Genomic DNA, 20,048 nt, shown 5'->3' with positions numbered 1-20,048 from the left:
TAATAGGTATCAAAAAAGCTACCATCCTGCAAATCATTTGATTACATTTTGTTTTGCACTTGCAACTTAAAAGTAAATCAAGCTCTATGTAACGTACATTATGTGGTTTTGTTTGCTATATCCGTACCGTACTCTGTATGGGGTGCTTGTGGTAAAACAAGCTGTTATAAACCCATCCATAGGCGCTCGACGAAAACATCTGACTTACAGGGACGCAGGAAATACAAAATCTGTCAGGAACAAAATTAGACCCTGTTTTCGACGGTCACAGTTCCACCTGTGCCTGGAATTAAGCGTATATCTGCAGATCTCTCAAATGTTTCACAAGCTACTCAGTGCCAAAAGAACTGCCCTGTCACCCTCAATATCGCCGAGATCCATTAACGCAAATAACATGGCCAGCGGTGAGTGGGCTTATGGGCGTGAGCCAAGGATGGCGAGCAGACCTTATCCATGGATGAATTTGGATGCCAAAAGCAACGCCAGTCGAATCCAGAGCGAGTATCACCTCGCGGACGAGCTAGCGTGTGTGAAACAGGATGTTGAGCTGGCTCAGAGTCACATAGATGTGACTCTGAGCGTCTGAAGCGATAGTTATTTGCACCATTAGGCCGCCACAGCGGCTATCAACTTCACCCAAGAGCAATGCATGAACCAGCGCTAAACTCAGCTGCCGAATCAGGGATTCGACAGCATTTCTCAGGCTGTGCCGCCGACCGTCAGACGGTCCAGTTTAAGCGTTGGCTGCCCAACCCCGACCGGGACACTCTGGCCGTCTTTGCCGCAGACGCCGACGCCTTTGTCGAGTTCAAGATCTGTACCCACCATGGAGATCTGCCCCATGGCTTCCGGGCCGTTGCCTATCAGGGTCGCGCCCTTCACCGGACTGGTGATCTCGCCGTTTTCAATCAGGTAGGCTTCAGAGGCCGAGAACACAAACTTACCCGAGGTGATATCCACCTGACCGCCACCGAAGTTGGGGGCGTAGAGGCCTTTTTTCACCGACTTGATGATATCGGCGGGCGCCGACTCACCGGCCAGCATATAGGTGTTGGTCATCCGCGGCATAGGCAAGTGAGCATATGATTCGCGGCGGCCATTCCCGGTGGGCTTTTGCCCCATCAGGCGGGCATTGAGCTTGTCCTGCATATAGCCCTTGAGAATGCCGTTCTCAATCAGCACTGTCTTGTGCGCCGGGGTACCTTCATCATCTATGGTCAGCGAGCCACGGCGGTTTTCCAACGTGCCATCGTCCACCACAGTGACCAACTTGGAGGCCACCTGCTGGCCAATCTTACCGCTGAAGGCGCTGCTGCCCTTACGGTTGAAGTCACCTTCCAGACCGTGGCCAACCGCTTCATGCAACAAGACTCCGGGCCAACCTGCGCCCAGAACCACAGGCATTTCACCGGCAGGGGCGTCTATCGCCTTTAGGTTGACCTGCGCCTGACGCACGGCCTCGCGGGCAAAGGCAAAACACATGGGCAAGCCGTCATCAGCGGCAGCCATCAGGGTTTGATAGTGGTGACGACCACCACCACCGGCGCCGCCCCGTTCACGGCGGCCGTTTTCTTCGAGGATCACCGAGCAATTGAAGCGGACCAGCGGCCGGATATCCGCCGCCAGAGTACCATCGCTGGCAGCTACCAGTATCTCTTCATGCACCCCGGCCAGGCTGACCACCACTTGAATGATGCGGCTATCCAGGCTGCGGATATAGGCATCCGCTTCCTTGAGCAGGGCAATTTTACGGCCCTCTTCCAGTGCCGCTATCGGATCTTCACTCAGATACAGCGCCTTGGCGCCGCGGCGCTTCCAGGCCTGAGTTTGATAGCTGCCCCCAGTCTGGGCTATGCCTCTGGCGGCATCGGCGGCGGCAGCCAAGGCTTTGGGGGTTATCTCATCGGCGTAGGCGAAACCTGTCTTTTCACCACTGATGGCTCGGACACCGACACCGCGCTCAATATGAAAACTGCCTTCCTTGACTATGCCATCTTCCAGCACCCAGGTTTCATGACGGCTGCCCTGAAAATAGAGATCGGAAAAATCCACCTGGTGTTGGTGGATTCGCTCCAGGTAAGTTTGCAGATCGTCGAGGTGCAGTCCCTCTTGCAGTAAACTCTGTCCCACTTGGGTTAAAAATGGCATTGGGTCTCTCTCAATCCGGCCCTGTGGCCTTGTTGGTTATTTCCGCTTGCCGTCGCCCAGTTGCGGCGGCAAAAATCTATTGTGTGTCTCTACGGGCATGGCGCTGCGCACCCGCGCTAACTCGGCCTTGTCCAAACGCGCCTGCACCCAGCCTGTGCCTTCGGCCTTCTGCGCCAGAATACGTCCCCAAGGGTCGACTATCATGCTCTGGCCCCAGGTCTCGCGGCTTCCTTGATTATGCTGGCCCCATTGCGCCGCCGCCAGTATAAAACACTGGGTTTCTATCGCCCTGGCTCTGAGCAGCACTTCCCAGTGCGCCTCGCCTGTCACCTTGGTAAAGGCCGAGGGCAAGGCGATAATCTCGGCTCCTTGCAAACGCAGCGCCCGAAACAGATCTGGGAAACGCAGATCATAACAGATAGCCAGGCCGATGCGGCCAAAAGGGGTATCCACCACGCTTATCCGCTCACCCGGGCAAAAGGTATCGCTCTCACTGTATTGGCCTGTACCGTCGGTCACTTCCGCGTCAAACAGATGCAGCTTGTCGTAGTCGCCGAGTACCTGCCCCTGATCATTAAACAGATAACAGCGGCTGTAAACCCGGCCATCGCCACTGGCTACCGGAATAGAGCCGGCCAGCAGGAATACCTGAAACTGGGTGGCAAGTTCGGCCAAGCGCCGTTTGAGCGGGCTTTGCCCAGGCTCACCGGCCCAGGCCAACTGCATGCTCTCATGGCCGCCGAACAGCAGGCTGCACTCGGGCAGCACCACGAGTTGGGGTTCATTGTCTTGGCGGGGAAGAGTCTCAAGCTGCGAGACGATAAATTGCAGGTTCTGTTCCGGCTCGCGGCAACTCTGACACTGTAGCAGACTGACTTGCATGTTCGACTTCCTGTTTCACTGGCACTTCTGTCTTGGGTTCACTCGGCGATTTGAGCGGCAGCGGCGTGACTTTATCGGCTTGAGGCAAAGGTTTTTCAGCCTCAGCGCCGACACCCTCTTCAACAACCCTCACTGGGTTACTGTTAAGCGCTTTGGCTTTGTTGTCCGCCTTGACTTGATCGCCTTGGCCTGCATCCGTGGCCGCAGGCTCATCGTCCTGCACTTGAGTCTGGTCTTTCTCAGGCGCCGACTTGGGTTGCCGTGGCAATACAGACTCAGGGATCTCTATCTCTTTGCTCTTTCGCTCCAACTCTTCCAGCTTGGGGTCTGACATGGTGCCGGTCAAGCGGAAACGTATCTCTGAAATAATCTCAATTACGGGTTCCAGCACCTTGGTCAGGGCAAAAGCCCCCAGGCCCATGGTCCAGGCGCTGGTACTGAGCAGCACAACAGTCGGCACGCTGGAGGCCAGTTGCGGCACAAAGCGAATATCATAGTTGAGGCTCTCGGTAACCAGATCGGTATAGCCGCGCACCTTCATGTTACCGGCAATGGCATCCATCTCGGTATTGGTGGTCTTGAGCACCCCGTTCTCCAGGGTCAGATCGCCGCCAAAGGAGTTGTAATACAGGCCCTTGCCAAACACATCGGTAAAGTCCAGTGACAACTTGCGTAAAAGCGAGTCCAGACTAAAGAGAGAGAAGATCCGCGCCCCCTTGTCACTGAGCTGTTCGATATGCCCCTTGCCGAGATCGAAACGAACTTTACCGCTGAGACTCTCCAGATTAAACGCCAGCGGTGCACCCAGCCAGTTGAGCTCGGCCTTGACCTCCAGCGGCGAGTCTTTCACGCCTGGATCCAGTCCCAAGCGAGTAGCCAACAGATCAAATTTATCTCCCTTGAGATTGAGTTCAACCTGGGTCCGGTTGTTACCGCCACGGCTCAGCCATTCCCCCTTACCCTGCAAACTGGCATCCTCGCTGCTGAGCGCCAGAGTCTGGATCTGATAGCCCGTCGCCGACGGGCTAGCTTGCAACAACAAACGCCCCAGTGCCATATCCTGATAGCGGAAATCATCCACCTCCACCGCCAGCGGCGGCAGGTCACTGTCCTGAGGCAGATTGGTTTCAGGCTCGGGCTCGGATTGCGCTTTGGACTCAGGCTCAGCCGCTATCGGATTCAGATACAGGCGCGAGGCCACCAGCTTCAATCCTTGGCTGTACCAATCCGGGTAGATCTCTACCCGACCGGCAAACTCCGGCGACAGTCCCTCTATCTGCCAGGCATGCTCTCCGGGGCGGGCACTGAGTTGCAACTCGGTAAAGCGCTGCCCCAGCAGCTCGAGCTGTTTCACTCTGGCCTCTATCCCCTTGAGCGGCGGGAAAAAAGCTTTATCTGCTGCAATGCTTGTGGTACCGGCCGTGCTCTCGGTTTGAGTCGCGGCTTGAACTGGGTTTTGGCTCTCGGCAGCAGCCTTTTCGTCATGGTTGCCACTGCCGACAAAGGCATTGATCAGCGGCTGCCACTGGGCAAAATCCACCTCATCCAGGGCCAGCCGTAAGTGACCATCCTGTTTTTGCAACTGATCACCGCTGCGATAGAGGCGCCCCAGCAGCAGGTCATAGTGTTTCAGACCCTTACCTGAGTCGGCATCAAAGCCACCCCAGAATTCGGCCTTATCCCCCAGACGCACGCCCAGGGAGCTGGTCTTGTTGTCACCGAGCAGCTCGGCCTTGAGCGTCAGCGCCTGCCCGGGCGCCTTTTGATAAGGCGGCGGCAGCAGCAACTCCGTCTGCTTGAGATCGGCATTGACATTGGCTTGAATTCGATAGCCTATCTCATCAAAAATCAGCTTCAAATTCCCCTGCCAATCCAACGCGCCCTGATAAAAATCGCTGAGAGGGTAGTCCAGCTCGGACGGCAAGTTGGCGAGGTTCCACTGGCCCTTGAGCCTGGCATTGAGCCCCATATTCTGGTTGACCTTGCCGGTATCAAAACCAAACTGCAACGGCTGGCCGAACAGGCTGGCACTCAAGCCTTCGCCCTTGACCACCTCATTATGAAAACTCACCTTGCCGTTGACTTTATCCAGCAGCACCCCGGGCTCACGAATATAAATCGGCACCCCGGCGAACTGGACATCACCGAGGATTTGCGCCTCTTCACCGTCATAGAGCGGAATACTGAGATCCAGCTTACCGCTGACAGGCCCCTGAACCTGCACCACATCCAGAGTGATACCGACACTGTCTTTAAGCGGCGAGCGCTGCAACACCTCGGTGGCATCCTGCCCTTGAGTCGCCAGTTGCGCCTCAACCCGCAGCAGACTCTGGTGATCCATCTTGGGGATATAGACATGGGCGCCATCGGCCGCCACATTCAACAGCTTGCCCTTGTTAACCCAGAGATCCATCCGGGCATTTTCAAATAGCGCCTTGAGACTCAAGTCGGTCACCGCCGGCCAATCCGGCTGGAAGGCATATTCGGCGTGGGTCAGATTGAACCCTGCCTGAAACACCCCGGAATGATCCTGATAAGGAAATCCGGCCAACTCACCGTGCCAGACCACGGCGGCATCATCGCTGCGACCGGCCTTGATGGCGCCTTCCAGATAATCGGCCAGTGACTCACCCATGGCATGGCGCGGGAAATAACGCCCGGCATTGGCGGCGTTGAGCAGTTTGACCCGGGAAGACAGCGCCAGGTGCGGCTTGTCGGCCAGCAGCAAACGCATAGAGGCGTCCAGGCTGATGTCGTCATTGCCCAGATGCAATGCCGGCACCATCAGCGCCTGACTATCGAGCGAGAAGCCCAGCTCAAAGGCATCGGCGCGAAAACTGAGCGGCGCCTTGAAACCGTCGCCAAAGTCCAGTTTATAGTCCTGGGTAGGCAGTGTTGCGCTGAGGAAGTTGTTCCGCCAACCCAGAGAAAGATCGATTGGTGTGCTGCCAGGGATGGACTCGGAAGGCTGCCAGCTGACCCGCTCCAGCGCCACTTTGGCCTGCAGTTCACCGTCCTTGGGCCGATAGATAGCCAGAGGACCGAGCTTGCCCTGAGGCTTGAGTTGCTGCCAAGTATGCAAGCCGTCCAAAGGCATGCCGGGAATCAGCGGCAACAGAGGTAACAGACTATCAAATTGCAGTTCATTGAGTTTGCCATAAAGTTCCCCGGCGGTTTCCATGGCGTGAAACTCCAGCTTGGGCCAGGGCTTGTCATTGGTTGCCAGTTTGAGCTCACTGCTGTCCAGGCGCCAGCCGTCGGCTATGGGCTGCCAGGCAATCACACCGCCATCTATGGCAAATTTTTGTGGCTCATCTCTGAGTGACCAGCGCAGCCAGCTGGGCAACAGCTTGATCACCCCGGATTCCAGGCCGCGGTTGGCAAAGCCTACCCAGGCCTCCAGGTTGACCACCCCCTCCAGCGGCAACTTGGCCTGGGGGTTATAAGGATTGGGTTGGCGTGAGGCCCACTTGCCGAGATCCAGCGACTGCGCCTGCAGATAGGCCTGGCCCTTGATACTATCTGGCTTGTAGCCATCACCTTTGAGATCCAGCCTTAGAGTGAGTTGTTCGGTCGCCGTTGCCAGCTCATCCAGATAGAGGGCGCCGCGGCCCTGGTGCAACTTGCCGCTATTGCGCCAACTGAGGTCCCGCAGATGAATGGGGCGATAATCATGGCTGCTGGACAACAGCTGCACACTGGCATCGCGGATAGAGAAACGGTCCAACTGTTCCAGCAGCAAGGCATAGAGCCAGTCGATATTGGTGGCAGGGGCAGATTTACTTTCAGCATCAAGAGTCGCGGTCGATTTCTGCCCCAGATGATCCAGATCCAGCGCCAGTTGCACCCCGTCGAAGATCACATCCTCCACTTGCGGGCCGGCGGTCATCAGGCTCTGCCAGAAATCCAGCTTAACATCGACCTTGTCGACCATGAGTGTCACCGGCAAACGCTCCTGCGGCGGCAACACCAAGCCCTCAACCGTCAACGCCGGGCCGAAGGCCTGCCAGCGGGCGGACAGGCTGCCTATCTTGACCTCGACGCCATATTCGCGCTCAACATAGTCGGCCAGTTGCTGCTTGGCTTCATCCAGTTGCGGCAATAGCCCACGGATGAGGCTCACCATCAAGGCAAACAGCACCAAGGTCACGGCCAAGGTGCGCCAGCAATAGCGGCCGAGGGTTCGAGGGCAAAAAGACAGCCGCACTAGACCATCACCACATCATATTTACTCTGCACATACATGGGCTCGCAGTGAATGCGAATACGCTTGCCGATATAGACTTCGAGTTCAGCCACCAGGTGGTTCTCGTCATCGGACAGGCAGGCGTGTACCGCTGGGGCACAGTAAATCAGGAATTCATCGGCATCGTAGGTGCGGTTGAGACGGATGATCTCGCGGAAGATCTCAAAGGAAACGGTATCCACTGTTTTCATCGAGCCGGTACCACGGCAGGCAGGACACTCGCCACAAAGCACATGCTCCAGGCTCTCGCGGGTGCGCTTGCGGGTCATTTCTACCAGGCCGAGGCCGGAAAAACCAGAGATATTGGTCTTGACCCTATCATTGGCCAACGCCGTGGCCAGGCTGTTGAGCACCCTTTGCTTGTGCTCATCCTGCAACATATCGATAAAGTCGATAATAATGATGCCGCCCAGATTGCGCAGCCGCAGCTGACGGGCAATCGCCTGGGTCGCTTCCAGGTTGGTGTTGAATATGGTTTCTTCGAGGTTACGGTGGCCGACAAAGGCCCCTGTGTTAATGTCCACAGTGGTCATGGCTTCTGTCTGGTCGATGATCAAATAGCCGCCGGACTTGAGTTCCACCTTACGCTCCAGCGCCCGCTGAATCTCATTCTCCACATCGTAGAGATCGAAAATCGGCGCCGGGCCACTGTAGTGTTCTATCTTATCGGCAATGTCCGGCATGAACTCCTGGGCGAAATGCAGCAGCTCCTCGAAGGTGTGGCCCGAGTCCACCTGAATGCGATCGAGCTCGGCACCGACAAAGTCCCTGACAATTCGCACCGGCAAGGCCAAGTCCTGGTACAACAGCGTGGTCTTGGGCCTTTTGCGCCGCTCGCTGACCTTGGCCCACACCCGCCGCAGGAAAGCGGCATCCTGCGCCAGTTCATCCTCACCTATGCCTTCGGCCGCAGTGCGAATGATAAAGCCGCCGTCATCGTCGACAAAAGGCAGGGTAATTTTCTTCAGCCGCGCCCGCTCCTCTTCAGAGTCTATTCGCTGGGAAACCCCCACATGGCTTGAGCCCGGCATAAACACCAGGTAACGGGAAGGCAGGGTTATGTCCGTGGTCAGCCGCGCGCCTTTGGTGCCCAGGGGGTCTTTGACCACCTGCACCATGATGTCCTGGCCTTGACGTACCAGCTCGGCAATATCACGCACCACGAAGTTGCCCTTTTCCACATCGGCAACACACTCTGTGTGCGGCACTATGTCCGAGGCATGCAAAAAGGCCGCCTTTTCCAGGCCGATATCGACGAATGCCGCCTGCATCCCGGGCAAAACCCGACTGATCTTGCCCTTATAGATATTGCCCACCAGGCCGCGCTTCATACGCCGCTCGATATGCACTTCCTGCAGGACACCGTGTTCTACCAATGCGACTCGCGCTTCCGTGGGCGTCACATTGATCAGCAGTTCTGACCCCATCTTCCGCGGAGCCTTGCTATTGACTGTGCGACTGGTATTCACGATTTACCCTTGTTGGATGTTAATTCATTGATTTTATCGACTGGCGGGCGTTAAAGCTGCTAAAAATTCGTCAGTTTGTGTAAGCGAGCTTACAAACACCCGACCTTGTGCAACAGCGCCCGGGTTTCAGCCATGGGCAGGCCCACTACCGCCGAATAACTGCCTTCAATCTTGGCGACAAAGCTGCCACCCAACCCCTGAATGCCATAAGCTCCCGCCTTATCCATGGGCTCGCCCGAAGCAACATAGGCCTGAATATCGGCATCGCTCAAGTCGCAGAAGTACACTTGGGTGACCACCAAAGCCGTCTCAGTGCGCTTGCCATCGGTCAAGGCCACGGCGGTCATCACCTGATGACTGCGGCCACTCAAGCTCTTGAGCATGGCGCAGGCATCGGCCTTGTCCACGGGTTTACCCAAAATTCTGTCGCCCAATACCACTATAGTATCTGAGCCCAGCACTAGAGTATCTGAGCCCAGCACTAGAGTATCAGACCCTTGCTGATGTTCAGGGTTCCCGTGCCACAGGGCTAAGCCCGCTGCCGCCTTCTCTTCGGCCAAACGGCTGACAAACTGTTGCGGGGTTTCCCCGGCTTGATGACTCTCATCGATATCGGCGGGCAGGATCTCAAAACCAAAGTTCGGATTTCCCAGCGCCAGCTGCGCCAAAAGCTCGCGGCGTCTGGGGGAGGCTGAGGCCAAAATCAGCGGCATATTAACGTACCTTGTAGTGGCGCCTGATGCGGCGCAGTATCCAGAAAACCCAGGGCCAAATAGCCAGGCTGGACAGGGAAGGCAGGAATAGCTCCAAGGTGAAATGCGCCCCCGAAACCACAAACTGGGCCCAGAAAATAATCAGATGATAGAAGCAGATCAGGCTGGCGATAACCAAAGACTGCTGCCACATGGGGAAGTTACGCAGCTTCTGAAAGTGCAGTACCACCACATAAATCACCAGGGAAATGGCCAGTGCGCGGATACCCAGGGTAGCTCCCAGTAGAATATCCAGCAGCACCCCCAACACCCAGGCGGTGAGAATATTGTATCTGTGGGGCAGTGCCACGGCCCAATAGATCATCACCAGCACCAGCCAATCGGGGCGCCAGGCGCTGAACATTTCCGGTACAGGCATGATCTGCAGCAGCATACCCAGCAGCAGGGTCAGCCATACCGCCAAACGGCCATTGGCATTTTCCAGGCTCATGATTCGGCTCCACTGTTGGCGTCGGTTGCAGCCGGCTCTTGTGACTCGGGCTTGGCGCCGGGATGGTCTTCAGGCCAGATAAGCAGCAGATAACGGATTCGGTCCAGCGCCGCCAGCGGCTGCGCCGTGACCTTGAGGTAACTCTGGCCATCGTCGCGGGAAACCGAAATCACCCGCGCCACCGGATAACCTTCCGGGAAGCGGTTGCCAAGCCCAGAAGTCACCAGCAAATCGCCGACCTTGATGTCAGTACTCTTGGCCACGTGTCTGAGTTCTATCTCATCGAGTTCGCCTATGCCGTTGGCTATCAGGCGCACATCGTTGCGGGTAATGCGCACCGGCAAGCCGTGTTTGGGGTCGGAGAGCAACAACACCCTGGCGGTGAGTTCGCTGACCTGCACCACTTGGCCGACAACCCCCTGGGCATCCACCACCGGCTGACCAACAAACACGCCGTTGCGGCTGCCGTGGTTGATCACCACATAATGATGGAAGGGGTCGCTGGCCACTTCCATCACCTCGGCCACCATCTTGCGCGAGTCCATATGCACCGGCGAGCCCAGCAGTTCACGCAGGCGTTGGTTTTCCTGGCGCAGGTGTTCAAAACGCTGCAGTCTTTCACTCATCAGCAGTTGCTGGCGCAAGAGTTCTTTGTTTTGCTGCTCCAGCATGTCACGGGTCGCCAGACTCTGGGCAGACCAATCCAGCAGCTCACCGGGCACGTTGGCCAGGTACTGTAGAGGGCTCAGTAAGGATGCCAGCGACTGTCTCGCAGGTTCGAGACGATCATTGGCAACCAGCAGGATCACCGACATGACCACTGCCAATGTCAACCTGAACTGATTTGAAATACCGCGAACAAAAATAGGCTTCATAGAAAAGCTAAGGCGGTAAGATACCGCCTGTGCTGGAAAGTATTAGTTTTCTTCTGAGAACAGGTCACCGCCGTGCATATCGATCATCTCCAGTGCTTTACCGCCGCCGCGGGCCACACAGGTAAGCGGATCTTCGGCAACCATTACAGGGATCCCGGTTTCCTGCATCAGCAGACGGTCCAGATCCCGCAGCAAGGCACCACCACCTGTGAGCACCATACCGCGCTCAGAGATGTCGGACGCCAACTCTGGAGGCGACTGCTCCAGTGCTACCATCACGGCACTGACAATGCCCGACAGCGGCTCTTGCAGCGCTTCGAGGATCTCATTGCTGTTCAGGGTAAAGCTTCTCGGTACCCCTTCGGCCAGATTACGGCCGCGCACTTCAATTTCCAGTACTTCATCGCCTGGATAAGCCGTGCCGATTGTGTGCTTGATACGTTCGGCTGTGGCTTCACCAATCAGGCTGCCGTAGTTGCGGCGCACATAGTTGATGATGGCATCGTCAAACTTGTCACCACCGATACGCACGGAAGAGGAGTAAACCACCCCGTTGAGCGAGATGATAGCCACTTCAGTGGTACCACCACCGATATCCACCACCATGGAGCCTGTGGCTTCGGAAACCGGCAAGCCGGCCCCTATGGCTGCTGCCATTGGCTCTTCAATCAGGTAAACCTCACGGGCGCCGGCGCCCATCGCTGACTCCTTGATCGCGCGGCGTTCAACCTGAGTGGCACCTACAGGCACACACACGAGTACCCGAGGGCTTGGGCGGAAAAAGCTGTTGTTGTGCACTTGCTTGATAAAGTGCTGCAGCATCTTCTCGGTCACGTAGAAGTCTGCGATAACCCCATCTTTCATTGGGCGGATGGCCTGAATATTGCCGGGGGTACGTCCCAGCATCTGTTTCGCCTCAGTACCGACTGCGGCCACGGATTTCTGCCCAGAGCTGCTTCGTTCGCCACGGATGGCGACCACGGAAGGCTCATTCAATACAATGCCTTCTTCACGAACATAAATGAGAGTGTTAGCTGTACCCAAATCGATCGACAGATCGTTAGAAAAAATGCCACGCAGCTTCTTGAACATGTAACTAGCCTGTATTCTGTGGAGTCAGAAGAAATGAAAATCAGCTAACTTTATCAATGCCTCCGGCATTCCACAAGACTCGCGGGGTTAACATTCGCTAATCCGTGAGGGTTTTTGGCATATATCTGTAAAAGCTGTCGCAATGCGCTGAGATAAAGTTGCCAAAAGCTTGGATCATGCCAATCCCTTGACATGATTTGTGCATATATCAAGCAAAAAAGGTTTGCACCAACATAAAGAGCCCGGCCGACAAAACTATGGTCATAGGCAGTGTCAGTACCCAGGTCAACAGAATTTGTTTAATAGTGTTTTTCTGTACTCCGGAGCCATTGGCCACCATGGTGCCGGCCACGGCCGAAGACAGGATATGGGTGGTAGATACCGGCATGCCTGTCATACTGGCGATACCGATAGAACCGGCGGCGGTCAACTGCGCGGCTATCCCCTGACTGTAGGTCATGCCACCGTTACCTATCTTCTCGCCAACAGTGTGCACAATCCGGCGCCAGCCCACCATGGTGCCGCAACCCAAAGCCAGGGCAACGGCCACTATGACCCATAGCGGCGCATATTCGGTAATGGCGTTAAGCTGACCACGCCAATGTTTTAACTGACTGACTTCTGCAGCGGGCAATGGCTGCTTGGCCAATTTGCGGGTGCTGTCATCGATACAAAGGATCAGCTGCCTGGCTTGCCGGCGCTGTTCCTGAGTCAGCTGTTTAACCGTATTCCCTTGCTCAAGGAGCCTATCCAGGCTTTGCATCGAAGCTATGGCCGAGTCCTGACAGCGACTGTCGGCAGCGTGCTCACCCAGATTAGCCACCAGCTGCGGGTTGCGATCATACAGGGCCATGATGCGCCGGTTGGCATCCTGAGCCTTATCCATATCGAAACTCCGGCTGTTCAAGTCCAGGGCAAAATAACCCGGCGCCATGCAGATAAGCACCAACATCACCAGACCTATGCCCTTCTGACCATCGTTGGAGCCATGGGCGAAACTGACCCCCATGGCCGAGGCTATCAAGGTAATCCGGGCCCAGAATGGCGGGTGCTTCTTGCCATTGACCGCCATCTGCTCTGCCGGAGTGCGATGTAGCTTGGGCTTACGCCAGATACGCTTCATCACCAACAACAAAATCGCCGCCAGAATAAAGCCCAGGGTTGGAGACAAGAGCAAGGAGAGCATGATATCTATCGCCTTGCCGGTATTGACTCCATCCAGCGGCGATTGACCGTTGAGCCAGGCATAGGCACCACCGACCCCCATGATGGAGCCTATCAGAGTGTGGGAGCTGGAGGCGGGAATACCGAAGAACCAGGTACCCAAGTTCCAGACGATGGCCGAGAACAGCAGGGAGAACACCAGCAACAGGCCTTGGGAGGAGTCCATGTCCAGCAAGAGCCCGACCGGCAGCAGATGCACTATGGCGTAAGCCACACCGAGCCCCCCAAGCAACACCCCGGCAAAGTTGAACAGCGCCGAAGCCAATACCGCGCCTCTGGCCGGCATGGCATTGGTATAAATCACAGTGGCTACCGCATTGGCGGTGTCGTGGAAGCCATTGATAAACTCGTATGCCAACACAAAAAGTACAGCCAGGATCAGCCCCAAAGACCAGATCCACCCCAAACCCGCAAGCGCTTCCAACATAATTTATTCAGCCAAATACAGCAGAGGCTGTCGATTATGCTCAATGTGAGTTGAAGACAAAGTTAAATTATCTACATCTTGGCGCTTTAGTGAGTTGCTTCACACTGTGGTGATTCGGCTTCAGTTAACTTCCCGCCAACTGATGATCCTGTCGTTGCCGCGATAACGGCCAAAGAAGGCACTGGCTCTGGGGTCGCTCAGTGTGCCGTCATTGAGGCCATTCCAATTCCAGTACCACTGCAACCATTCAGGCGTCTTGAGCGGCGCCGTCACCTTGCCGCGATAGCCTGAGCTTCCAAGCGCACGCCACAAGAGTTCAAACTCGCCGCCAAAGGCAGTCACTGTGTTGCCGCCGCTGGCGGAGCGGCTAATATTCTGCCCGGCACTGAGCGCAGGTTCATAGCGGTAACCCAGGGTGAGTTGATCCTGTTGATATTCAAGCGGCGTGTTAAACACACTGCAGTTATCCAGTTCGTTCAAACGCCAGCCACTGCCATCCCAATACTCTGTCCTCGCCGCCATGCTCAAGATTTGGGTTTCCGGGCCAAAGGTATTGTCCAACAGCAAACGCCCATGACGCATCTTTTGGCTACCAAGACGCACGGCGCTGCAGCTGCCTGCCACAGAGCAGTCACCGCTTAAATCGCTTTGCATATTGCTGTCCTGCAGCTTGGCAATCTTGTCCGGATCCTGAATTTCCAGGCCGATATCCAAAAGCGGGAAAGGCCCGTCTGTTGCAACCGGGTCCTTGCGGGCAAACTTGAGTTGCCCCTGGAACTCAGCCAGGCCATTCACCCAGGTATCTGAAGTAATCTCGCCCCCCGAAACCCGGCTGTCCAACGCCACTCCGTCGAATTGATTGGCTGCCTGATAATGACTGTAAGCCTTGGCAAAATCACCGACATAGTTTTGAGTCACTTGCCTATCCAGTGCCAAAGCGCTGACTTTATAACTGACTTCAAATTGCTGATCCATATAACTGAAACCATTGCAGGCCGGCAGCAAACTGGCTTCATCGACTCGGAAGAAGGCCGGCACAAAGCGCCCGACTGGCATTATGGTTTTGCCACTCGGCCCCTGCCAATATCTGCTGCCCACCAAACTCGGGAAGGTCACACTGCCCTCGTAGGGCAAGGGCGCTGTAACGCCGAATTCAAACACCCCAACCTCACTGACCGCCTGAGCGAGCCGGTTATTCTCAGGCGTTTGCTGGCGCAGATGATCATACTGCTGCAGCTGCAGTTCACCGGGTTGACCTGAAGCCGGTGCAATCAGCTTATGCCATAAAGAGAGACCTGCCTGTTGATAGGAAGGTGTGGTGAGGTTTTTACAGAGATCGGCATTACCATTATCCGCCCAGGCTTTGGCGCTGATGCTAAGTGGGAAATTTTCCTGCGCCCGCCGAAAAGGCGCACAGGAGGCATCCGCGGCCTGGCAGTATTGCTCGACCTCGACACAGAATCCCAACGGGAAGCTGACAAAATCATCGGCGCCGTGCATCACCAGCCCGGCATCCCCTTCGCTGGTCGTTCCTCTATAGAGGGTGTTTAACTCGACCCGACCGGCATCGGCATAATTGATATCGATTCGGCTTTGGCCTTGACTGTCGAAGGCCAGGGTCAGCGGCGTGGCGGCAGCTTGACTGCTGCCTATATCCTGCCAGCTCAAAGTGTCTGTCGGTTTCAGTTGCACCTTGGGTGAACCGACGACTGCCGACAGCGCCTCACTCCAGAACGAAAGCGTCTTGTTGGTACTGGCAAAGGCCGGTACACACAGGGCTGTGCCATCTGACTTCATCGCCTTAACAAGCACTCCCGTCTCTGGCTTGTTGGCCAGCTTATCTGCCACATCAAAGATGAAACCACTCTCGGCAAAACTCAGGCGACAGGCGACCGAACTCAAGGGACCGCTGCCACTTCGGCACAGGGTATCACTGCCGGGGCGGGTGGCCGGAGTCGAGGAGGAAACCCCCAGTGTCAGCGGCGTTTGATCAAACTTTTGCAGTTGAATTTGGGTACTGCCGCCATTGAAAGTCACCGAACTTGCCGGCAACCAACGGCCGTTACTGACAGGATTCGGGCTCAAATTGGCGGTGACAGTACCTGTGAAGAGCTCTGAGCAGCTGGCATTTTTACAGGCCCTCAAGGTGATGGGTTCGGCGCGACAGGTAAAAGGCGCGCTGCTGTAATCAAACTCAAAATGATGCACCTGCTCGCCCACGGGTTTTGACTCCAGGGCACAAACCTGGAAATTGTCTATCTCATGGTTGTTGTTAGCATCACCGGTAGAGCCGGTAAGCGACAGGTAAAAATCTTCCGGAACCCGGCTTTGCCCAGGAAAGTTACGGGCATTGAAAGGGCTCACCAGAGTTTGGTAACCGGCACCTGTATCTCGCTCAACAGACACCATGGCCATATTTGCCTGACGGGAATCTACAGTAATCTTATACTTGTGCCCCGGCGCAGGAGACTGAGAGCCTCGAACATCAATACCGGGACTGATAGAATCTTCCGTCCCCTTCAGGTAACGATAAGAACCTGCCTCTGAACCACGAATAGAAACAGATTGTCGAATCTCCCCCGGGCCATCGACACGCCCTTCTGTGGGGTTGGAAAAGTTACCGTACTCATCCAGAGCGACCCCCAACCAGCCTCCGGCAAAGCCCGGGGTGCCATCATTACGCTGGGCATAACCCAAGGCGCCACCAAAACTGCCCGGCTGCGGCGTCACGGCGGCATCCGAGAGAATCACCGCCACTCCATCACCGCCGGTACCACCCTGGGGCGACCAGGCGTAATAATCAAATTCAACTGTTACCAGATTGCCTTCAGCCGGAAACAAGCGCTGATAGGTACTGGAGGTTGCCTGATTGCCCCGGGCAGGAGTCAAACGCAGACGTCCGCCCACTATGCTGGGCGGCACTGAATTGCCCAGCACCTTGATGGCCCAAGCATCTGCCGATAGGGAAGCCGAGCTGAAGTCATCGCTGAAACACCCCAGCACTGGCGTTTGGTCATTGCCGCACATGCCGCCAAAATCGGCGTCATCGACTGCACCGAGGTCGATATTTACATCCGAGTTGCCCTTGATATCCAATGCCCCGCCGGAAGCCAGGGCACCACTGAGGGAAGCCCCACCGGCCACTTTGACCGAGCCCGCCACATAGATAATGGCATTCACTGTGTTTTGCCCGGTGATATCCAACGAGCCACGCACATAGATGATCAGGTTCTCAGCCTTTCCTCCTGGGTTCAGGGTGGCATTATTCAGAGTCAAACTATCGAAATAGAGCCTGGTCGTGGTCGTGGTTGGATACAAAAAACGGCCATGAAAAAAACTGCCATGACTAAAATTAATATCGCCGGCCGCCAGGGGCTGACTACAAAACGTGCCGTTATAAGGACAATGCAGCACCCCCTGCGTTGGAGGCAGATTGGGGGGCGGAACAAAACCGTCATTTAGATGGTTACCACTAGGCGGATCGGTAAAAATATCACTGCAAAGAGGCACGGCAAAGGCCGCCATAGGCCAAGCGCCAAGCAAGATCCCGAGTAACAGCAGTATGCGACTATTCACGGGCTTCCACCTCCACAACCCGACTTACCCTCAGACATTGGCTGTCTGCTACCGCTGCCGCGCCGCAACTGCCGCTCTCGCATACCGCAGTGCTGCGGATACGATACAATCTGGCACTGCCCGGGCTGGCATCCTGGCTTAAGGTCTCGCAACTGAGCTGGACATTACAGCCATGAAACCCGGTCACATCCGGCGCTGTCCAACTTGAGCCCACGGCGACGCAACCGGCAGTGCCGCCGCTTAAGGGGAACAGCCTGGCCAGGGCCGCATCGGCGCCGCTGTTGGCAGCATTGAGCGCCCTTAAGCCCCAGACTTCCAGGTTAACGCCCTCGTCGGCGTCGCCGCCAACCCGCAACAGAGTCACCGCCAACAGCGACATCACCAATATTACAAAGATGGCTATCACCAAGGCACTGCCGCCCTGATGCTTTTGCACATAACAGTGATAATTTCGGCTAGGGAACATTGATCACCTGCACTTGATGTTGATACTGAAACTTTTCACCGACAACAGCAAACTGCGGCTGCAACTGTACTATGGCGTTGTTAACCAGAGTCGCAGGCAGCAAACGCACCGCCGGGTTGGTGGCCATATCATTACTCAAGCCTTCGGCCATCAAGGCTCCCGTGCCCATGGTATCGGGCAGAGGCTGACCGGCATGATAACCATAGTGGCTATAACGGCGAATGCTGCCATCTGCCTGCGAAAAACAGTAGCTGACAGGTTGCCCGGCCACATAAAAGCGCTTCGCCGGTGAAGCTTCGGCAAAGTTAACCGCGGCGGCAAACTGCAAGGTCAGCAGTGAGCCGTTGGCAGTGACCTTGTCTATAGCGTGACGCTTGTTGCTGCCACTGCCATAAATATCTGCATGGGTCAGCGGATAAACCAGCAATTGTTCACCGGCCGAAACCGCCGTTGCCGGCGCAAACACTGTGGCAGTGTCCGTCTGGACATCCGGCGCCAAAGGCAATGACAGATAGCTGCCGCTGGCACTGATGGGCAAAAACTCCAAACACTGCAGCTGAGAGCTGGACTGCAGCCTAAGGCTGGAAGGCACTGCATTACGCAGCTCCCGGCTCAAACGTTCCATCACGAAACGACTGCTGCCCAACACTCGGTCGATAGCGGTCGAATCCACAAAGATACGGGTACCAAAGATAATAAAGCTGCTGACCCCCACCACCAGAATCCCCAGGATGAGTATCACAGTGACCAATTCCACCAAGGTAAAGCCCTTGGTAGAGCCCAGGCCTTTGGTCTGTATTAATCCTTTTCCCTGCCCCAAGCGCATCAGAAATTACTCCTCAGCACGTCGTAACGGATAGCTTCGCCCGCAGGGGTAGTTACCGTGACAGTCACCAGCTTGCTGTTGGCTTGATACTGGGATACCTGGACGCTGAGACTGTACCCCGGATAGAGACTCAGGTAACTCAGGCTGGAATTAAGCATCAGGCTCTGCTCGTTAAGACCGTGGTAATCGTCAATATCGTCAAATTGATCCCGACTCTCACCATCCGGTCCATAATGGGTTTCCTGGGTACAAGGGAAGCCACCCACACCGTCACAGGCGGGCAGACCACCATTTACGCCGCTATGTTCATCATAACGCTTGCCCCAGATCTCATTGATCACAGCCTGAGCCAACTCAGCGCTGCGCACTCTATGCAGAGTCTGCGCCGCGTGATCGCTTTGAGGAAACAACACACTGGTCAGCAGCACCAAGGCAATGCCGAGCACCAACATGCCGATCACCAGCTCTATCAAGGTGAATCCCCGCGCTTTAGCCCTCATGGATATAGCCCTCGGACTCTATGGCGATAGTCAGGGTTTCATCGGCGACCACTGAGAGGCAGGCGCCATTGCAGGCAAGGTTGGTGCGTCCATAAGCATCGAACTGGATCTGAAAACTGTCAGCGCCGTTACTTTGAAGCAGTATCCGGGTATTACGCGGCAAGCTTTCGGCGCTATTACTGCGGATAAGGGTCGCGCAATCCTGGGTCAAGTGGCTGAGTTGATAAGCGCCGCTGCTGATAGTGAGTCGATAACAGCGGTCGGGATTATTGAGTGCCAACATCTGGGTCTTTTGCAGCTCGGCAATCAACTCCTGTCGCAGCGTCCAGGCACTGTAACTACTGGAGGATACCAATTTGGGCAGCACCACGACGGAAAGTATGGCCAGCAACATGATAGTCACTACCAACTCCACCAGAGTAAATCCCCGGGTGCCTGTCCCCTTGGTCACAGCCATATGATTTCCCGCCAATTCCATACTCAGTCAAGTATGGCAAATAAGCTCAATAGTTTGAATCCTGACGTAAAAAAGGCCTGCTTGGCAGGCCTTTTCAGCTACAGGCTATCAGCAGCCTGTATCTGTCAGAGTAATAGTGGGTAATGCACCGGCTGCAGTAGGTGCGATATAAACAATCTTACAACTGGCTGCTGGGTCAGCGACATCGGCTGGCGCACCGCGTTGCCAGATAGTAACTTGTTTATTATTCTCATCTTCGCTGATAACCCAGTCATTCGAACCTTCTGCAGTTGGCGAGGTGCCAGCATCAAACCGAGCGTCCATTCCTGCCTCAAGTGCAGCTTGAGTCGCGGCCATATAGCCAAAAACGATGGCGACATCATCGGTAGTCACAGTCGTACCGGCAATATCCACTGTGGTAGAAGGCTGGCTTTCCACCCCAGCCAAGGCGGCTTTGGAGTAAACCAAGCTGTTGGCTCCTTGAATGGCACCTTTCATCCCTTGCAGGGCCGAAGCTCTGGCATCGGATTGCAGGTTGATAAACTTAGGCGCCGCAGTCACCGCCAAGATACCGAGAATAATGATCACCACAACCAGTTCGATCAGGGTGAAACCTTGTTGTTTTTGCATAGCGCTTTCCTTTGGTTCAAAAAATAC

General features: G+C 55.7%; 16 protein-coding genes. 1 reads left to right on the top strand and 15 read right to left on the bottom strand.

What is annotated here, in order from left to right:
* The first annotated feature begins 433 nt into the window (after positions 1-433).
* Positions 434-586, top strand: a complete 153-nt coding sequence (locus SIL79_RS09470; protein WP_162206889.1) for a hypothetical protein — start codon at positions 434-436, stop codon at positions 584-586.
* A gap of 113 nt (positions 587-699) precedes the next feature.
* Here SIL79_RS09470 and tldD read toward each other — a convergent pair whose 3' ends face one another.
* From tldD to SIL79_RS09395, 15 genes are all read right to left on the bottom strand, one after another.
* Positions 700-2,148 carry a metalloprotease TldD gene (gene tldD, locus SIL79_RS09465; protein ID WP_071475647.1) on the bottom strand — a complete coding sequence of 483 codons (1,449 nt, stop codon included), beginning with the start codon at positions 2,146-2,148 and terminating at the stop codon, positions 700-702.
* A gap of 36 nt (positions 2,149-2,184) precedes the next feature.
* Positions 2,185-3,030, bottom strand: a complete 846-nt coding sequence (locus SIL79_RS09460) for a carbon-nitrogen hydrolase family protein (protein WP_071475648.1) — start codon at positions 3,028-3,030, stop codon at positions 2,185-2,187.
* The gene (locus tag SIL79_RS09455; RefSeq protein ID WP_319619201.1) at positions 2,954-7,237 is read right to left on the bottom strand and encodes a YhdP family protein; all 4,284 of its coding nucleotides are present in this window, start codon (positions 7,235-7,237) and stop codon (positions 2,954-2,956) included. The genes SIL79_RS09460 and SIL79_RS09455 overlap by 77 nt, the downstream gene beginning before the upstream one ends.
* Entirely contained in the window at positions 7,237-8,703 is a 1,467-nt protein-coding gene (rng, locus tag SIL79_RS09450; protein WP_052248058.1) for a ribonuclease G, read from the bottom strand. The genes SIL79_RS09455 and rng overlap by 1 nt, the downstream gene beginning before the upstream one ends.
* Before the next feature lie 131 nt (positions 8,704-8,834).
* Positions 8,835-9,458, bottom strand: coding sequence for a Maf family protein (locus SIL79_RS09445; protein ID WP_319619200.1), 624 nt, complete (start codon positions 9,456-9,458; stop codon positions 8,835-8,837).
* Position 9,459: 1 nt separating this feature from the next.
* Positions 9,460-9,948: a rod shape-determining protein MreD gene (gene mreD, locus SIL79_RS09440; RefSeq protein WP_039034091.1), complete on the bottom strand. Its 489-nt coding sequence runs from the start codon at positions 9,946-9,948 to the stop codon at positions 9,460-9,462.
* Entirely contained in the window at positions 9,945-10,823 is an 879-nt protein-coding gene (gene mreC / locus SIL79_RS09435) for a rod shape-determining protein MreC (RefSeq protein ID WP_039034090.1), read from the bottom strand. The genes mreD and mreC overlap by 4 nt, the downstream gene beginning before the upstream one ends.
* A 42-nt stretch (positions 10,824-10,865) precedes the next feature.
* On the bottom strand, positions 10,866-11,915 hold the full coding sequence (locus tag SIL79_RS09430) for a rod shape-determining protein (protein WP_025011854.1): 1,050 nt from the start codon (positions 11,913-11,915) through the stop codon (positions 10,866-10,868).
* Between the two features lie 208 nt (positions 11,916-12,123).
* Positions 12,124-13,566 (bottom strand): inorganic phosphate transporter, encoded by a 1,443-nt coding sequence (locus SIL79_RS09425; protein WP_101096368.1) that lies wholly within the window; start codon positions 13,564-13,566, stop codon positions 12,124-12,126.
* 120 nt (positions 13,567-13,686) lie between these two features.
* Positions 13,687-17,142 carry a DUF6701 domain-containing protein gene (locus SIL79_RS09420; protein WP_319619199.1) on the bottom strand — a complete coding sequence of 1,152 codons (3,456 nt, stop codon included), beginning with the start codon at positions 17,140-17,142 and terminating at the stop codon, positions 13,687-13,689.
* Positions 17,135-17,608 carry an MSHA biogenesis protein MshP gene (locus tag SIL79_RS09415; protein ID WP_319619198.1) on the bottom strand — a complete coding sequence of 158 codons (474 nt, stop codon included), beginning with the start codon at positions 17,606-17,608 and terminating at the stop codon, positions 17,135-17,137. Before SIL79_RS09415 ends, SIL79_RS09420 begins: the two co-directional genes overlap by 8 nt.
* Entirely contained in the window at positions 17,598-18,434 is an 837-nt protein-coding gene (locus SIL79_RS09410) for a PilW family protein (RefSeq protein WP_162206884.1), read from the bottom strand. The genes SIL79_RS09415 and SIL79_RS09410 overlap by 11 nt, the downstream gene beginning before the upstream one ends.
* Positions 18,434-18,934 carry a type IV pilus modification PilV family protein gene (locus tag SIL79_RS09405; RefSeq protein WP_162206883.1) on the bottom strand — a complete coding sequence of 167 codons (501 nt, stop codon included), beginning with the start codon at positions 18,932-18,934 and terminating at the stop codon, positions 18,434-18,436. Before SIL79_RS09405 ends, SIL79_RS09410 begins: the two co-directional genes overlap by 1 nt.
* Complete coding sequence (locus tag SIL79_RS09400; protein ID WP_319619197.1) at positions 18,924-19,391, bottom strand: prepilin-type N-terminal cleavage/methylation domain-containing protein; 468 nt, start codon at positions 19,389-19,391, stop codon at positions 18,924-18,926. The genes SIL79_RS09405 and SIL79_RS09400 overlap by 11 nt, the downstream gene beginning before the upstream one ends.
* A 108-nt stretch (positions 19,392-19,499) precedes the next feature.
* Entirely contained in the window at positions 19,500-20,021 is a 522-nt protein-coding gene (locus SIL79_RS09395) for a type II secretion system protein (protein WP_162206881.1), read from the bottom strand.
* Positions 20,022-20,048: the final 27 nt, after the last annotated feature.

This window comes from Shewanella indica, assembly GCF_033842865.1.
Lineage (GTDB): Bacteria > Pseudomonadota > Gammaproteobacteria > Enterobacterales > Shewanellaceae > Shewanella > Shewanella indica.
The sequence above is the reverse complement of the archived record's forward strand: the minus strand, read 5'-3'. Positions and strand labels throughout refer to the sequence as shown.

What these genes read in the sequence shown, in the direction of transcription:
- SIL79_RS09470 (WP_162206889.1), top strand. Translation starts at nt 434, where the DNA reads ATGGCGAGCAGACCTTATCCATGGATGAATTTGGATGCCAAAAGCAAC.
- tldD (WP_071475647.1), bottom strand. Translation starts at nt 2,148, where the DNA reads ATGCCATTTTTAACCCAAGTGGGACAGAGTTTACTGCAAGAGGGACTG.
- SIL79_RS09460 (WP_071475648.1), bottom strand. Translation starts at nt 3,030, where the DNA reads ATGCAAGTCAGTCTGCTACAGTGTCAGAGTTGCCGCGAGCCGGAACAG.
- rng (WP_052248058.1), bottom strand. Translation starts at nt 8,703, where the DNA reads ATGGGGTCAGAACTGCTGATCAATGTGACGCCCACGGAAGCGCGAGTC.
- SIL79_RS09445 (WP_319619200.1), bottom strand. Translation starts at nt 9,458, where the DNA reads ATGCCGCTGATTTTGGCCTCAGCCTCCCCCAGACGCCGCGAGCTTTTG.
- mreD (WP_039034091.1), bottom strand. Translation starts at nt 9,948, where the DNA reads ATGAGCCTGGAAAATGCCAATGGCCGTTTGGCGGTATGGCTGACCCTG.
- mreC (WP_039034090.1), bottom strand. Translation starts at nt 10,823, where the DNA reads ATGAAGCCTATTTTTGTTCGCGGTATTTCAAATCAGTTCAGGTTGACA.
- SIL79_RS09430 (WP_025011854.1), bottom strand. Translation starts at nt 11,915, where the DNA reads ATGTTCAAGAAGCTGCGTGGCATTTTTTCTAACGATCTGTCGATCGAT.
- SIL79_RS09425 (WP_101096368.1), bottom strand. Translation starts at nt 13,566, where the DNA reads ATGTTGGAAGCGCTTGCGGGTTTGGGGTGGATCTGGTCTTTGGGGCTG.
- SIL79_RS09415 (WP_319619198.1), bottom strand. Translation starts at nt 17,608, where the DNA reads ATGTTCCCTAGCCGAAATTATCACTGTTATGTGCAAAAGCATCAGGGC.
- SIL79_RS09410 (WP_162206884.1), bottom strand. Translation starts at nt 18,434, where the DNA reads ATGCGCTTGGGGCAGGGAAAAGGATTAATACAGACCAAAGGCCTGGGC.
- SIL79_RS09405 (WP_162206883.1), bottom strand. Translation starts at nt 18,934, where the DNA reads ATGAGGGCTAAAGCGCGGGGATTCACCTTGATAGAGCTGGTGATCGGC.
- SIL79_RS09400 (WP_319619197.1), bottom strand. Translation starts at nt 19,391, where the DNA reads ATGGCTGTGACCAAGGGGACAGGCACCCGGGGATTTACTCTGGTGGAG.
- SIL79_RS09395 (WP_162206881.1), bottom strand. Translation starts at nt 20,021, where the DNA reads ATGCAAAAACAACAAGGTTTCACCCTGATCGAACTGGTTGTGGTGATC.